This window comes from Burkholderia sp. HI4860, assembly GCF_002223045.2.
Taxonomy (GTDB): Bacteria; Pseudomonadota; Gammaproteobacteria; order Burkholderiales; family Burkholderiaceae; genus Burkholderia.
The window spans coordinates 2,588,542-2,603,206 of record NZ_NKFO02000001.1 but is presented as its reverse complement, the minus strand read 5'-3'; the positions used below and the strand labels follow the sequence as shown (position 1 = coordinate 2,603,206).

General features: G+C 68.9%; 14 protein-coding genes. 12 read left to right on the top strand and 2 right to left on the bottom strand.

Features of this window, described 5'->3' with window-relative positions:
• The 10 genes from CFB34_RS11600 to infA all read left to right on the top strand — a co-directional run bounded on the left by CFB34_RS11600 (position 1) and on the right by infA (position 10,956).
• Positions 1–1,239 carry an acyl-CoA dehydrogenase family protein gene (locus CFB34_RS11600; protein ID WP_089442361.1) on the top strand — a complete coding sequence of 413 codons (1,239 nt, stop codon included), beginning with the start codon at positions 1–3 and terminating at the stop codon, positions 1,237–1,239.
• Positions 1,236–2,438, top strand: coding sequence for an acyl-CoA dehydrogenase family protein (locus CFB34_RS11595; protein ID WP_089442362.1), 1,203 nt, complete (start codon positions 1,236–1,238; stop codon positions 2,436–2,438). The genes CFB34_RS11600 and CFB34_RS11595 overlap by 4 nt, the downstream gene beginning before the upstream one ends.
• A complete protein-coding gene (locus CFB34_RS11590) occupies positions 2,435–3,235 on the top strand; it encodes an SDR family oxidoreductase (protein WP_089442363.1) in 801 nt (266 codons plus the stop codon). Before CFB34_RS11595 ends, CFB34_RS11590 begins: the two co-directional genes overlap by 4 nt.
• The gene (locus tag CFB34_RS11585) at positions 3,235–3,720 is read left to right on the top strand and encodes a MaoC family dehydratase (RefSeq protein WP_089442455.1); all 486 of its coding nucleotides are present in this window, start codon (positions 3,235–3,237) and stop codon (positions 3,718–3,720) included. The genes CFB34_RS11590 and CFB34_RS11585 overlap by 1 nt, the downstream gene beginning before the upstream one ends.
• Before the next feature lie 17 nt (positions 3,721–3,737).
• Positions 3,738–4,943, top strand: a complete 1,206-nt coding sequence (locus CFB34_RS11580; protein ID WP_089442364.1) for an acetyl-CoA C-acyltransferase — start codon at positions 3,738–3,740, stop codon at positions 4,941–4,943.
• Between the two features lie 150 nt (positions 4,944–5,093).
• Positions 5,094–6,065 (top strand): sialidase, encoded by a 972-nt coding sequence (locus CFB34_RS11575; protein ID WP_089442365.1) that lies wholly within the window; start codon positions 5,094–5,096, stop codon positions 6,063–6,065.
• Positions 6,066–6,120: 55 nt separating this feature from the next.
• Entirely contained in the window at positions 6,121–8,583 is a 2,463-nt protein-coding gene (locus CFB34_RS11570) for an MMPL family transporter (protein WP_089442366.1), read from the top strand.
• 67 nt (positions 8,584–8,650) lie between these two features.
• A complete protein-coding gene (locus CFB34_RS11565) occupies positions 8,651–9,730 on the top strand; it encodes a Rieske 2Fe-2S domain-containing protein (RefSeq protein ID WP_089442367.1) in 1,080 nt (359 codons plus the stop codon).
• Positions 9,731–10,019: 289 nt separating this feature from the next.
• Complete coding sequence (locus CFB34_RS11560; RefSeq protein ID WP_006483056.1) at positions 10,020–10,223, top strand: cold-shock protein; 204 nt, start codon at positions 10,020–10,022, stop codon at positions 10,221–10,223.
• A gap of 469 nt (positions 10,224–10,692) precedes the next feature.
• On the top strand, positions 10,693–10,956 hold the full coding sequence (gene infA, locus CFB34_RS11555) for a translation initiation factor IF-1 (protein ID WP_011355053.1): 264 nt from the start codon (positions 10,693–10,695) through the stop codon (positions 10,954–10,956).
• Positions 10,957–11,132: 176 nt separating this feature from the next.
• Here the strand turns inward: infA and CFB34_RS11550 are convergent, their stop codons facing one another.
• Positions 11,133–11,270 carry an alpha/beta hydrolase gene (locus CFB34_RS11550; protein WP_089442369.1) on the bottom strand — a complete coding sequence of 46 codons (138 nt, stop codon included), beginning with the start codon at positions 11,268–11,270 and terminating at the stop codon, positions 11,133–11,135.
• Positions 11,271–11,590: 320 nt separating this feature from the next.
• On the opposite strand from CFB34_RS11550, the gene CFB34_RS11545 reads away from it, so the two are divergent.
• Positions 11,591–12,838 (top strand): alkaline phosphatase family protein, encoded by a 1,248-nt coding sequence (locus tag CFB34_RS11545; RefSeq protein WP_089442370.1) that lies wholly within the window; start codon positions 11,591–11,593, stop codon positions 12,836–12,838.
• Positions 12,835–13,083, top strand: coding sequence for a hypothetical protein (locus tag CFB34_RS11540; protein WP_089442371.1), 249 nt, complete (start codon positions 12,835–12,837; stop codon positions 13,081–13,083). Before CFB34_RS11545 ends, CFB34_RS11540 begins: the two co-directional genes overlap by 4 nt.
• 45 nt (positions 13,084–13,128) lie before the next feature.
• On the opposite strand, the gene CFB34_RS11535 is transcribed toward CFB34_RS11540, so the two are convergent.
• Positions 13,129–14,517 carry an MFS transporter gene (locus tag CFB34_RS11535; protein WP_089442372.1) on the bottom strand — a complete coding sequence of 463 codons (1,389 nt, stop codon included), beginning with the start codon at positions 14,515–14,517 and terminating at the stop codon, positions 13,129–13,131.
• Positions 14,518–14,665: the final 148 nt, after the last annotated feature.

Sequence of the window (14,665 nt, the reverse complement as noted above, 5' to 3'; positions counted from 1 at the left end):
ATGGATCTGGCGCTCACCGACGAACAGGCGATGATCCGCGATGCGGCGGCCGACGTGCTTGCCGAGCGCAGCGCGTCCGCCGACGTGCGCCGCGCGCTCGAGCAGTCGGCCGGCCGCGACGATGCGTTGTGGGCCGCGCTGTCCACCGAACTCGGCTGGAATGCGCTCGCATTGCCCGAGGCGGCCGGCGGGCTGGGGCTCGGTGCGGTCGAGCAGACCGTCCTGATGGAGCAGCTCGGCCGGCGCATCGCGTGCGTGCCGTATTTTTCGACGGCGTGCCTCGCGGCGACCGCGCTCGCGGGCTGTGCCGAGACGCCGCTGGCGAAAGACTGGCTGGCAAGGATCGGAGAAGGCGCGTGCAGCGCGACGCTGGCGCTGCCGTTCGACCTGCCGACCGGCGCATGGCTACTGCCGGTCGTCGCGGAAGAAACGGCGGGCGGCTACGCGCTGTCCGGCACGCTCGAACAGGTGCTCGACGGCGCGCGTGCCGACCTGCTGCTGGTGCCCGCGCGGATCGCGAACGAAGGGCAGTCGATCGGCCTGTTCGCCATCGACGTCGCAACGGCATCCGGGCTCAAAGTCACGCCGCTCGACACGCTCGACGCAACACGGCCGATCGCGCGCGTGGTATTCGACGAAGCCCGCGTGAGCCGCGACGCGCTGCTGGCGTGCGGCACGGCGGCGGTGCAGGCGCTGGAGCGCACCTCTTGGTTCGCGGCACTCGCGCTGGCCGCCGAACAGCTCGGCGGCGCCCAGCAATGCCTCGACCTGACGCTCGACTACACGAGCCAGCGCGTGCAGTTCGGCCGTGCGATTGCATCGTTCCAGGCCGTCAAGCACCGCTGCGCACAGATGATGGTGCTGATCGAATCGGCGCGCTCGGCCGTGCTCGGGGCTGCACATGCGTGGGATGCCGAAGCCGGTAACACGCAGCCGAGCGACGCATTGCGTGCCGACATCGCCGCCGCGAAATCCGCCGCGAACGACGCGTATGCATTCTGCGCACAGGAGGCGATCCAGTTGCACGGCGGCGTCGGCTTTACGTGGGAATACGACCCGCATCTCTATTTCAAGCGCGCACAGGCGTCGGGAGCGCAGTTCGGCAGCACGCCGCAACTGCTCGAATGGATCGCGACCCATGCGATCGACGGCCGCGGATCGCATCGCGACGCCGCATTCGCACCCGCCGGGGCGATGGCATCGCGTCCATCGGCCGCACGCGCAGGAGCCCTGCAATGAACAGCGAAACGCGCGAACAGCAATTGCGGCACGAAGTGGCCGACTGGGTGCAGTCGCACCTGACCGGTGACTTCGCATGCCTGAAATACCGCGGTGGCCCCGGCGACGAGGAAGCGTGGCCCGAGCTGCGCAAGGCGTGGGAGCAGGAACTGGCGAAGGGCGGCTGGACCGGGCTCGGCTGGCCGACGGATGCCGGCGGGCGCGGCTTCTCGGTTGCTGAACAGGTGATCTTCCACGAGGAATACGCCCGTGCCGGCGGCCCCGGGCGGATGGGCCATATCGGCGAAGGGCTGCTCGGGCCGACGCTCGTTGCATGCGGCACCGACGACCAGCGCGCGCGTTTCCTGCCCGGCATCCTCGCTGGCACACAGTTCTGGTGCCAGGGCTATTCGGAGCCCGGCGCGGGGTCCGACCTGGCCAACGTACGCACGCGCGCCGAACAGGATGCGGACGGCACGTGGCGCGTCTATGGCCAGAAAGTCTGGACGTCGCTCGCACACGATTCCGACTGGATTTTCGTGCTGGCGCGCACCGATCCCGCGTCGAAGGGCAACAAGGGGTTGTCGTTCCTGCTGATGCCGCTCGACCAGCCGGGTATCGAGATCCGGCCGATCAAGCAGCTCAACGGCGGTGCCGAATTCAACGAAGTATTTTTCGACGGCGCAAGAGCGGAAGCCCGCGACCTCGTCGGCGCACCCGGCGACGGCTGGCGGATCGCGATGACGCTGCTCGGCTTCGAGCGCGGGATGTCGACGCTCGGCCAGCAGATGCAGTTCGTCCGCGAACTCGAATGGGTGATCGACGCCGCGCGTGAATCGGGCGCGGACCGCGATCCCGTGCTGCGCCAGCGGATCGGCCGCGCGTGGGCCGGGCTGCGCGTGATGCGCTACAACGCGCTGCGAATGCTGTCCGGCGCGGACGACACCGATGCCGGCGCCGGTACGCCGCTGCGCCGCGAGGCGCTGATCTACAAGTATTTCTGGTCGAACTGGCACCGCGACCTCGGCCAGCTCGCGATGGATGCCCTCGGCCCGCGCGCGAACGTGATCTACCCGGCCGACGAAAAGCTCACCCATCTGCAGCGCGTGTTCCTGTTCTCCCGCGCGGACACGATCTACGCGGGCACCAACGAAATCCAGCTCAACATCATGGCCGAGCGCGGGCTCGGCATGCCCAGGGAAGCGAGAGGAACAGCATGACCGAACCCCAGATCCAGAAAGCGCCGGCCTACGTGCCGGGCCACCAGCTGCTCGCCGGCAAATCGGTGCTGATCACGGCCGCCGCCGGCGCCGGCATCGGCTTCGCGGCCGCGCGCCGCTGCGCGGAAGAAGGCTGCCGCGCGCTGTTCATCTCCGACATCCACGAAAAACGCCTCGAACAGGCAGTCGAGACGCTGCGCGCCGAAACGGGGCTGCAACAGGTCTACGGCCGCCTGTGCAACGTCGCGGTGGAGGCCGACGTGCAGGCGCTGGTCGCGCAAGCGCTGGACAAGCTCGACGGCGTCGACGTGCTGATCAACAACGCCGGGCTTGGCGGCTCGACCCGCATCGTCGATATGGACGATGCCGAATGGTCGCGCGTGATCGACATTAGCCTGACCGGGACGTTCCGGATGACGCGCGCGATGCTGCCGCACATGCAGGCCCGAGGCCGCGGCGCGATCGTCAACAACGCATCGGTACTCGGCTGGCGCGCGCAGGCGGAGCAGGCGCACTACGCGGCGGCGAAGGCGGGCGTGATGGCGCTCACGCGCTGCGCGGCGCTCGAGGCGTCGCCGTACGGCGTGCGCATCAACGCGGTCGCGCCGAGCATCGCGATGCACGATTTTCTGAAGAAGTCGGCCCCGGCCGATTTGTTGAATCAACTGGCGTCGCGCGAAGCCTTCGGGCGCGCCGCGGAAGTCTGGGAGGTCGCGAACGTGATGGTGTTCCTTGCAAGCGATTACGCGTCGTACATGACCGGCGAAGTGCTGTCGGTCAGCAGCCAGCACGCATGATGAGCGCGACCCTCGACCCCGTGCGCGCGGCGCCCCGCGTGTTCGCGCATCCCGGCGAACTCGCGGCGGCCGTCGGCGACACGCTCGGCGCGAGCGCATGGCTCGCGATCGATCAACTCCGCATCGACGGTTTCGCCGATGCGACGGGCGACCACCAGTGGGTGCACGTCGACCCGGTGCGCGCGAAGAACGGCCCGTTCGGCGCGTGCATCGCGCACGGGTACCTGACGTTGTCGCTCGTCAATCACTTCCTGCCGCAGATCGTGCGGATCGACGGCGCGCGGCTCGGCGTCAACTACGGTTGCGACCGGATCCGTTTCCCGGCGCCGGTGAAGGTCGGTGCGCGCGTGCGCGGCGTCGGCGAGCTGCTGCGCGTCGAGCCGCTCGACGGCGGTGTGCAGGCCTGGATTCGCGTGACCGTCGAGATCGAAGGCGAAGCGAAGCCCGGCTGCGTGGCCGACACGATCAGTCGTTACTACTTCTAGATTCAGAGAGCAGAGACATGGAAGACGCAGTCATCGTTTCCGTCGCACGCACGCCGATCGGCAAGGCGTTTCGCGGCATGTTCAACGACACCGAGGCGCCGGCGCTGGGCGGCCACGTCGTGCGCACGGCACTCGAACGCGCGGGTGTCGCGCCGGCCGACGTCGACGACGTGCTGATCGGTTGCGCCGCGCAGCAGGGCACGCAGGGCTACAACATCGGCCGCCTGTCGGCCGCGGCGGCCGGGCTGCCGGCGTCGGTGCCCGGCATGGCGATCGACCGCATGTGCTCGTCGGGGCTGATGTCGATCGCGAGCGCCGCGCGCAGCATCGGCGCGGGTGACGCGCGGATCGTCGTCGCGGGCGGCGTCGAGTCGATCTCGCTCACGCAGAACAAGCACAAGAACGCGTATCGCGCGCGCTCGCAGGCCGTGCTCGACCATCAGCCTGCTGCGTACATGGCGATGATGGAGACGGCCGAGATCGTGTCGCGCCGCTACGGGATCTCGCGTGCCGCACAGGATGAATTCGCGCTGCAGAGCCACCAGCGCACCGCTGAAGCCCAGGCGGCCGGCCGCTTCGACGCGGAAATCGCGCCGCTCGACGTGCGGCGTGCGCTGTTCGACAAGGAAGGCAACCCGGCCGGCTTCGAGGACGTGCACGCCGCGCGCGACGAAGGCGTGCGCGCCGACACGACGGCCGAGCGGCTCGCGGGGCTGAAGCCGTCGTGGAGCGGCGGCAAGGTCGTAGAGCAGGGCGAGTTCGTGACGGCCGGCAATGCGTCGCAACTGTCGGACGGCGCGGCCGCCGTGGTCGTGATGTCGCGCAGCGAGGCGGTGCGCCGTGGCCTGACGCCGCTCGGCGCGTTCCGCGGCCTCGCGGTGGCCGGCTGCGAGCCCGACGAGATGGGCATCGGCCCGGTGTTCGCGATTCCTAAGCTGCTGGCGCGCTTCGGGATGAACGTCGGCGACATCGGGTTGTGGGAGCTGAACGAGGCGTTCGCGTGCCAGGCGCTGTACTGCCGCGACACGCTCGGCATTCCCGACGACCGGCTGAACGTCGATGGCGGCGCGATCGCGCTCGGCCATCCGTTCGGGATGTCGGGTACGCGGATGACGATGCACGCGCTGCTCGAAGGCGCGCGGCGCGGCGTGCGGCACGCGGTGGTGACGATGTGCATCGGCGGCGGGATGGGTGCCGCCGCGCTGTTCGAAGTCGGCGCGTAGCGGCGCGCGGACGGGCCGCGCGATACGAGCGGCCCGCCATTCAGGACCATTCGAGGCCGCGGCAACGACCGACGGCCCGGAGACATGCAGGCGACGGCGGTGGGCGCGAGGGCGCGAACCGTCGTCGCACGCAGACACAGGAGACAAGCGATGAAACGAACTTTGCCCGGACTCGCGATGTCGGCGCTCGTGCTCGGCGCCGCGCTGTTCGCGTTTTCGCCGCGCCCGCTGCCGGCGTTCCCGGTTACCGCGATCCACGCGGACCGCCTGCAGATCAACGGGCTCGCCCGGGCCGGCACGCGCATCGTCGCGGTCGGCGAACGCGGCGTGATCCTGCTGAGCGACGACGCGGGCGCCCACTGGCGACCGGCTTCGACCACACCCGACCAGGCGTCGACACTCACGCAGGTGCGCTTCATCACGCCGACGCTCGGGATCGCGGTCGGCCACGACGGCCGGATCGTGCGCAGCGACGACGCCGGCCTGCACTGGCGCGACGTGCACATGGACCACGCGCATTCCGATCCGCTGCTGTCCGTATGGGGTGCGGCCAACGGCCCGCTGTTCGCGGCCGGCAGCTTCGGCCAGCTACTGCGCTCGGACGACGCGGGCCTCACGTGGCAGACCGTGAAGACGCCGGCCGGCGACCGTCACCTGAACGCGATCGTTGGCGACGGCCACGGCAACCTGCTGGTCGCGGGCGAGAGCGGCACGCTGCTGCGCTCGACCGACAACGGTACGACGTGGGACAAGCTGCCGTCGCCGTATGCCGGTTCGCTGTTCGGCGCGCTGATGCTCGCGAACGGCGACTGGGTCGCATACGGGATGCGCGGCAACGTGGTGCGCAGCACCGATCGCGGCGCGACCTGGACGCACGTCGACAGCCACGTGCCGGTGTCGTACTTCGGCGCGACCCAGCTCGCCGACGGCGAACTCGTGCTGGTGGGCCAGGGCGGCGCGATCGTCGCGTCGCGCGACGGCGGGCTGACCTTCGACGTGCGCAAGCTCGGCGGCGTGCAGAGCCTCGCGGCCGTGCTCGACATGGGCCACGGCGCGCTGCTGCTCGGCGGCGAAGCCGGTGTCGCGCCGCTCGCCGGCGCGGCTGCGTCAACGCCGTCCTGACGCGCGGCCGTCGTGCTGCCTGCTCCCGTTCGTTTCGCATCGACAAGAGAATTCCATGAACGACCTGTCACGCCCCCCTGAAGCCGTCCCCGCGTCGCGCCTCGCCGCGTTCGTCGAGCGCTGCGCCGACACGATCATCCGCCGGCGCAAGCTGCTGATGCTGCTGTGCGTCGCGGTGACGCTCGCGCTTGGGCTGTCCGCGACGCGGCTGAAGCTCGATCCGGGCTTCAACAAGATGATCCCGATGCAGCACCCGTACATGCAGGTGTTCGAGCGCTATGCGGGCGCGTTCCCCGGCGCCAACACGATCCTCGTGAGCCTGCGCTGGAAGGGCTACGGCGACATCTACAACCAGACGTTCATGGACGGGCTGCGCCACGCGACCGACGACGTGTTCTTCATCCCCGGCGTGAACCGCTCGCGCGTGTTCTCGCTGTTCACGCCGAACGTCCACTACACGGAGGTGACCGAGGCGGGCTTTCGTGGCGACGTGGTCGTGCCGGGCCAGTTCTCGAGCGCGAACCCGGACGATCTCGCGAAGGTGCGCCGCAACGTCGCCCGTTCCGGCCAGATCGGCCGCCTCGTCGGCAACGACCTGAAGTCGGCGCTGATCCGCGCGGAGCTGCGCGAGACCGACCCGGCCACCGGCAAGCGGCTCGACTACAGCGCGGTCGCGCGCCAGCTGGAGGAGATCCGCGCGAAGTACGCGAAGCAGGGCATCGACGTGAACATCATCGGCTTCGCGAAGCTGGTGGGCGACGTCGAGAACGGCATCGCGGGCGTGATGGCGTTCTTCGCGCTCGCGTTCCTCGTGACGGCCGCGCTGCTGTTCGCCTATACGCGCTCGTTGAAGACCACCGTGCTGGCGCTCGTCGTCGCGCTGCTGCCGGTCGTGTGGCTGCTCGGCGCGCTGCCGCTGCTCGGCCTCGGCATCGACCCGATGTCGATCCTCGTGCCGTTCCTGATCTTCTCGATCGGCGTGTCGCACGCGGTGCAGATGACGAACGCGTGGAAGCAGGCGCTGGTGCGCGGCGCGTCGTCGGTCGATGCCGCGCGCGACGCGTTCCGCAAGCTGTTCGTGCCGGGCACGGTCGCGCTGCTGACCAACGCGCTCGGCTTCATGGTGATCATGCGGATCAGGATCGACATCGTGCGCGAGCTCGGCATCACCGCGTGCCTCGGCGTGCTGCTGATGATCGTGACGAACAAGGTGTTCCTGCCGATCCTGCTGTCGTACACGCGCCTCGAGCGCGGTACGCTGGCGCGTGCGCAGCGCACGGCGGCGGCCGGCGGCAGCCGGATGTGGTCGCGCTTCGCGGTGTTCGCCCGGCCGGCACCGGCGCTCGGCGTGTTCGCGGTGGCGCTCGCGCTGCTCGCCTGCGGCACGCTCGAATCGCGCAAGCTGGAGATCGGCGACATCGGCACCGGCGCGCCGGAGCTGCGCGCGAACTCGCGCTACAACCTCGACAACGCGGCGATCACCCACCAGTACAACATCGGCGTGGACGTGCTGTCGGTGATCGTCGAGACGACCGGCTTCGACGACGCGTGCCTGCATTACCCGGTGATGAGCGCGATCGAGAAGTTCGAGATGAACATGCGCGGCGTGGCCGGCGTGCAGTCGGTGACGAGCGTGTCGTCGCAGGGCAAGGTGTTCATCGCCGCGTTCAACGAGGGCAATCCGCGCTGGGCCGCGCTGCCGCGCTCCAGCGACGGGCTCACGCAGGGTTCCAACGCGTTCGACCCCGACAACGGGATGAACACCGCGAACTGCAAGGCGATCCAGGTGCTGATCTACACGAAGAACCACGAAGGCACGACCATCGCGCACATCGTCGACGAGATCAAGCGCTTCGCGGCCGAGAACCCGACGCCGAACGTCGCGTTCCGGCTCGCGGGCGGCAACGTTGGCGTGATGGCCGCGACCAACGAGGCCGTCGGCGACGCGGAGATCGCGATGCTGCTGTCGATCTTCGGCGCGATCGCGCTGCTCTGCGCGGTCACGTTCCGCTCGTGGCGCGCGGTGCTGTGCATCATCGTGCCGCTCACGCTCGTGTCGATCCTGTGCAACGCGGTGATGGCGCGCCTCGGCATCGGGCTGAAGGTCGCGACGCTGCCGGTGATCACGCTCGGCGTGGGCGTGGGCGTCGACTACGGGATCTACCTGTACGAGCGCCTGCAGCACGATATCCGCCACGGCGCGACGCTGCCGGACGCGTTCGCCGACGCGATGCGCCAGCGCGGCACGGCGGCGCTGTTCACGGCCGTCACGATGTTCATCGGCGTCGGCACGTGGGCGTTCTCCGCGCTGAAGTTCCAGGTCGACATGGGCGTGCTGCTCGCGTTCATGTTCCTCGTGAACCTGTTCGGCGCGGTGTTCCTGCTGCCCGCGCTCGCCGCATGGCTCGGCGTCGAGCGGGCCGAGCGCCGCGTGGCGCACCGGCAGCCGCCGTCGCCGGCGGCCCCGGCATCGCTGAAGCCGTCGCCCGCGCTCGAATCCGGCAACCCGATGCGCTGACCGGCGCCCCCATTTTCCCCACGCGCGGCCGGCCGCCGCGCGCTCTCCACAAGAGGAGTCAACCCACATGTCCGCACGCCCCTACAAGATCGAAGCCCAGCCGCTCGCACAGCGCTATGCGCGCGGCTGGCACTGCCTCGGGCTCGCCCGCGATTTCAAGGACGGCAAGCCGCACACGCTGAACGCGTTCGGCCGCAAGCTCGCCGTGTTCGCCGATTCGACCGGCAAGGTCAACGTCGTCGACGCGTACTGCCCGCACATGGGCGCCGACCTGAGCCTCGGCACGGTGCAGGGCGACCACCTCGTGTGCCCGTTCCACGGCTGGGCGTGGAGCGGCGAAGGGCAGTGCGCATCGATCCCGTACTGCAAGCGGATCCCGCCGAAGGCGCGCATCGGCGCCTGGCCGACCTGCGAGGAAAACCACCTGCTGTTCGTGTGGAACGACCCGGAAGGCAACGCGCCGCCGCCGGAAGTCGCGATTCCGCGCCTCGACGTGTGCTTCTCCGACGAATGGTCGGACTGGGTCGTCGACACGATGGTGATCCAGGCCAATTGCCGCGAGCTGGTCGACAACATCTCGGACGTCGCGCACTTCGCGACCGTGCACCGCGCGCCGATCGACTATTTCGCGAACCTGTTCGAGGATCACAAGGCGACGCAACTGATGGTCGGCCGCAGCGAGAAGCTCGGCGGCGATGCGCTGACCGCGCTGTCGACGTATTTCGGGCCGGCCGTGCACATCACGCAGATGACGGGGCAGAGCGGTGGGCAGCCGATCCACTCGGTGCTGCTGAACTGCCACGTGCCGATCGACATGAACAGCTTCGAGCTGCGTTACGGCGTGATCGTGAAGAAGGTGGCCGGGCTGACCGACGCGCAGAACATGGAGATCGCGAACGCATACGTGAAGGAAGCGCAGCGCGCGTTCTACGAGGACGTCGACATCTGGCACAGCAAGACGCGGATCGACAACCCGCTGCTGTGCGAAGGCGACGGGCCGCTGTACCAGATGCGCGACTGGTATTCGCAGTTCTACCTGGACGTGGCGGACGTGCGGCCGACGAGCGTCGCGCGCAAGGCGTTCGAAATGCGGATTCGCGAAGGCGACGCGCCGCCGGCGCTGCATCACGTGTTCGAACCGCAGTAAAAGCCCGGCGGGCCGGCCGAAAAAGGGGGCGCATCGAAATACCTGCCGTCGGCCGGCAACCCCCGCTGCGTAAGGCGCACCCGGCGGCGGGCTTGTGCGCCGCATCAAAAAGACTTGACGAAACGGCCACTCGCGCGTAGTGTCCGTGGTCGAAGTGTCCAAGAAGTTCGATTGCTCATCATTGGCCGCACTCCGTGCGGCGGTCGTTGGTCTCTCCCTCTTTTGATTCTTTATGTGCCCGTCGCGGGCGCATGTTCAATTATTCGTCATTTGTATTAAGGAAGTATTTGTGGATACCGGTACCGTCAAGTGGTTCAACGAAACCAAGGGCTTTGGTTTCATTTCCCCGGACAACGGCGGCGACGATCTGTTCGCCCATTTCTCGGAAATTCGCGGCACGGGCTTCAAGACCCTGGCCGAAGGCCAGAAGGTCAGCTTCGAAGTGAAGCGCGGCCCGAAGGGTCTGCAAGCGTCGAACATCACGCCGCAGTAAGTCGCATCGGCAACGGCCGCCATGCGGTGGCCGCTGCCGGATGGATTGGCGCGCAGGGCGCCGCTTGGGCGGCAGCCGGCGCGTTTCCGATGCGCACGACCGATGCATCGCGACATCCACGATGCATCGGTCGTGACGCCTCCCTCATCGCATGCGCGACCCGCGTGCGACGCAACGCCTTCGTGAAGCGCCCGTCGCTTCGCGAGCGCATCACCGCTTCAACGCATCAACCCGAGCAGACCGCCGCCATGCCGTTGCAGGCGCGGTCCCGACTTGCGCGGCGCTCCATGCGCCGCCGCCACCGACCGCCTGAACGCCGCAACGCGCCGGGCTCCGATCGCAAGACAGGCCCTGGGCCCGTCTGAACGAACCGATCCCCGGCAGCCTGCCGGCCGCCGTCCCGTTGTGGGGCACGGCGCCGGGCAGATCGCCGCGGCCGCGGTCAATTACCTTGTCTGGAGGAATTGGTTTGGCAAAAGAAGAACTGCTGGAACTGGACGGAATCGTCGACGAAGTGCTGCCGGACAGCAAATACCGTGTCACGCTGGAAAACGGCGTCGTGGTCGGCGCGTACGCGTCGGGCCGCATGCGCAAGAACCACATCCGCATTCTTGCGGGCGATCGCGTGACGCTGGAACTGTCGGTCTATGACCTCACCAAGGGCCGCATCAACTTCCGTCACAAGGACGCGAACTCGCCGCGTCCGCCGCGCACCGGCCAGCCGCGCCGTTAAGCGGCAACGATCGGCGTGGGCATGCAGCACCGCCTCGCCGATCGAATCCCGTCCGGCCGACGACGCCGGACGAACCGGGTGGACGACACATCGCGTGCCGTTCACCGGTCGCCGGCGGCATCGTCATGCCGCGGCGGCCAATCCCGCCTTCACCGGCCGCCGCGCGTGCGCAACGCTCAGGCGGCCGCGTCCCGCAGAAAATCCTCGACGATCATCGCGAAATACGGCGGACATTCCTGCATCGGGTCATGCCCGCAATTCGGTATCGTCACGAGCCGCGCGTTCGGATGCCACGCGAGGAGCGTCGCCTGCATCGCCGCTGCGTCGAGCCCCGGATCCTTGTCGCCGACGCGCGTGGTTCTACCGCAGCTTCACGTCGGCCCAGCGCGCCGACAATCCCCCCGTCACGAATCGCACGAGCCGGGCAAACGCATCGTCGTTGACGGTCGTACTTGCAACAAGGCGCGCGCGTCGTCACAACACGGTTCGCGTGCGACTTTACGCGCGGGCCGGCGCGGTCGTACACTCATCGGCAATTCGCGGCCCGCGCCACGGCTTTCAATCCCTTCAGCCGCTTTCAGCGGGCCGACGACCGTGCCAGCAGGACTTTCGTCGCGCGACGCCAGGAGGCGCCATGAGTGCAGACGCAGCCCCCGCATCCCCGTCGGTTCAGGACCGCATCCAGCACGTGTTCGTGCTGATGCTCGAGAACCGTTCCTTTGATCACCTGTTCGCACTGTCGGGCTATCCCGACATCGTCGCCGCGTCGCCCGGCAACAGCAACGCGTATGGCGATGCGGTCTATCCGTTCGGCGGCGGCGCGCCCGACCGGATGCCGACCGATCCGTGCCACGAATTCACCGACGTGCTCGAGCAGCTGTGCGGCGCGGGCGTGCCGTTCGTGAAAGGGCAGCCTTATCCGCCGGTCGTCAACACCGGGTTCGTGTCGAACTACGCGACCTCGCATTCCGAAGGCACGCCGCCGCAGCCGGCCGACGCGGGCAAGATCATGCAGGGCGTCGATATCGCGACGCAGGCGCCGTCGCTGCACGCGCTCGCGAACGCGTTCGTGCTGTGCGACGCGTGGCATGCGTCGATGCCCGGGCCGACCTGGCCGAACCGCTTTTTCCTGCACGGCGCGTCGTCGGCCGGGCTCGACCATTCGCCGACCAAGGAAGAAATGGCCGGATGGGACGCGTTCGACGGCTTTCCGTATCCGAAGGGTTCGATCTTCGCCGCGCTCGGCGACGGCAACTGGCGCATCTACCAGGACCAGACCGGCGACCCGCTCGGCCACGTGCCGCAGGTCGCGTCGCTGAAGGGCATCAGCTTCTTCGACATCGACGACCTCGCGCATTTCGAGGCCGATCTCGCGGCCGGCTATACGGCGCGCTACACGTTCATCGAGCCCGGTTACGGCGACATCGTGCACGGCACTTACCAGAACGGCAGCTCGCATCACCCGATGGACGGCCTCGCCGGCGGCGACCAGCTCGCCGCGCGCGTGTACAACGCGATCCGCAATTCGCCGGTGTGGAACAGCAGCCTGCTCGTGATCTGCTACGACGAGCACGGCGGCTTCTACGATTCGGTCAGGCCGGGCGCCGCGCCGCCGCCGAACGATGGCGCGGCGGCGACGTTGAACGCGAGCGGCTTCGGGTTCGACGTGTACGGTGTGCGGGTGCCGGCGATCGTGATCTCGCCGTGGGTCGCGGCCGGGCAGGTCGATCACACGCCGTACGATCACGCATCGGTTGCCGCGACGCTCGAGCGGCTGTTCGGCCTCGCGCCGCTGACGGATCGCGACCGCCTCGCGAACGACCTGCTGGCGCTCGTCTCCCCGACGTGCCGCACCGACTGCCCACAAAGGATCGGATCATGAGTACGACACCGGCCTTCGACCCGCGCGACGCGCTGCCCGTGCGCGACGGCACGAGCCTGATCGCGTTTCTGCACATCCTGAAGAAAGCGCATGCGGCGCTGGTCGGCCATGACAAGGCCCATCAGCGCTTCAGCGAGATCGTGACGCGCGGGCAGGCGCGGCAATACATCGAGGAACTGATGCCGTCGCTGTTGCAGGCGCGTGAAGCGCATCGGCGCAAGCGGCATGGCGGGAAGCATCATTGACGAATCCCGGGCGGTGCCCGGTACGGGGGCATACGACGCAACGTGTCATGCGGCCTGCCGCGCGCGGTGCACGCTGATCGCCGACGCGGTCGCGCCCATCAACTGAACCGCTGCGCCGGCGAACATCGCCGTGCGCAAGCCGGCCGTGCCGCCGTGCGCGGCTGCGAACAGCGTGCCGAGCACCGCGATGCCGAGCGTCGCGCCGGTCATCCGCGCGACGTTCACGAGTGCGCTCGCGGTACCCGAACGCGCGGCGTCGACGGCGCCGACGGCGACGGTCATCAACGGGCCGGTCGCGATGCCCATGCCGAGCCCGGTCAACGCCAGCCCGATTTCGGCGCCGATCAGGCCCGGTGAACCGGCTGACGCGCCGATGACGGCGAGCCCGCTCGCGATCACGGCGACCCCGCCGGCTGTCGTCGTGCGCGTGCCGACGCGTTCCCACAGCGGCCCCGACCCCGGCGATACGACGACGAACACGAGCGCCATCGGCAGCAGCGCGAGGCCCGCGCCGGTTGAATCGAGCCGACCGATGCTCTGCCACGTCAGCGGCAGCAGGAACAGCACGCCGTACATCCCGAACGTCATGCCGGTGGTTGCGGCGATCGCGCCGCGAAACGCGCCGACCCGGAAGAGGTCGAGCGGCACCAGTGCTGCTGCGCCGTGGCGCCGCTCGATCGCGATGAAGGCGACGAACGACAGGATCGCGACACCTCCGGCGAGCGCGCATGCAACGGGCGAATCGCGGAACACGATCGCCGCATAGGCGAGCGCACCGAGCGAGAGGGCGCCCGCGAGTTGTGCTGCGCCGTCGAAGTGCCGGCCGCGCGGGTCGGAGGATTCGGGGACGGCAGGGGCCGCGAGCAGCATCGCGGCGACGCTCAACGGCACGACCACGAAAAAGATGCTGCGCCAGCCGAAATGCCGGATCAGCACGCCGCCGAGCGTCGGGCCGATCGCCATCGCCACGCCGTTGCACGCGGCCCAGATGCCGAGCGCGCGGCCGCGCTCGACCGGGTCGCGCCACACCACGCGCACGATCGCGAGCGACGCCGGCAGCAGCAGCGCCGCGCCGACACCGGCCAGTGCACGGGCGGCGATCAGTACCGCGACCGAAGGCGCGAGCGCGCACAGCAGCGACGCGACGGTGAAGAGGGCCGTGCCCGCGATGAAGACGCGGCGCCGGCCGTGCAGGTCGGCGAGCAGCCCGCCGGTCAGCAGCAGCACCGCGTAAGTGAGGTTGTAACTGTCGACGACCCATTGCAATGCGCCGACGCCCGCATGGAAATAGTCGCCGATCGCACGCGTCGCGAGGTTGACGACGGCCGTGTCGACCTGCGCGACGAGCACGGCGAGGCAGAGGGTCAGGAGGGTCACGCCGCGTCGTTTGACGCTGCGCTTGGCGAGTGCGGTGAGGTCTCCGGTGTGGGCCACGGGCGGTGCTCCTCGTGTGTCGGTCGCTCGAGTTTGGGCGCCGTCAACTGACAGCGTGTTGTCAGCAGTCGGCGCGCGATGTACGAAGAACGCTCGCAATCCCGATGCCCGCAGCGCAGCTGGCCCAACGTGAATGCAAAACGGGGCT